The organism is Geojedonia litorea (assembly GCF_042654525.1).
Classification (GTDB): Bacteria; Bacteroidota; Bacteroidia; order Flavobacteriales; family Flavobacteriaceae; genus Geojedonia; species Geojedonia litorea.
The window spans coordinates 1-744 of sequence record NZ_JBHSGP010000016.1 but is presented as its reverse complement, the minus strand read 5'-3'; the positions used below and the strand labels follow the sequence as shown (position 1 = coordinate 744).

Annotated in this window: 1 tRNA gene and 1 rRNA gene; both read left to right on the top strand. The window is 42.1% G+C overall.

The features are described from left to right. The first annotated feature begins 174 nt into the window (after positions 1-174). Positions 175-248 (top strand) — tRNA-Ala (locus tag ACFO5O_RS14690). Between the two features lie 201 nt (positions 249-449). Beyond that, positions 450-744, top strand: a 23S ribosomal RNA gene (locus tag ACFO5O_RS14685); the annotation flags it as partial.

The window sequence follows — 744 nt, the reverse complement described above, 5'->3', positions numbered from 1 at the left end:
GCACTTGATGCGGTAAGTCTGCCTGAGACTACGAAGATCAATTGATAATTGATAATTAACAATTGAGAAGTTCATTAAATATTGAAAGGAAATTTTAGAAGTTGGGGCTCCCAAGTTGACGTATAAGTCATCAATTAACTGATAACTGTTAACTGAAGGCTTTCAACTAAAAATGGGGGATTAGCTCAGCTGGCTAGAGCGCCTGCCTTGCACGCAGGAGGTCATCGGTTCGACTCCGATATTCTCCACAGGGCCAAGCGTAAAGAAAATGTCTGGTAGACATTTTTAGCGCAGGAGCCAGATGGCGCGTTGGCGTTATCGTAAAGTTCATTGACATATTGGAAAAAGATACATAAAAAAGATATAATTAGATTATATCGCAAAACAAGAGTTAATTAAAGGTGCGAGCTTTTTAATTAACTATAAACTCATTAAAGACAAAAAAGTACAATAAGCTAAATAAGAGCGTATGGGGAATGCCTAGGCTCTCAGAGGCGATGAAGGACGTGATAAGCTGCGAAAAGCTGCGGGGATTGGCACATACAAATTGATCCGCAGATATCCGAATGGGGCAACCCACTATATTGAAGATATAGTATCCGCAAGGAGGCGAACCTGGAGAACTGAAACATCTAAGTACCCAGAGGAGAAGAAAACAAAAGTGATTCCGTTAGTAGTGGCGAGCGAACGCGGATTAGCCCAAACCGGTGTTGTTACGGCAATACCGGGGTTGTAGGACCACGA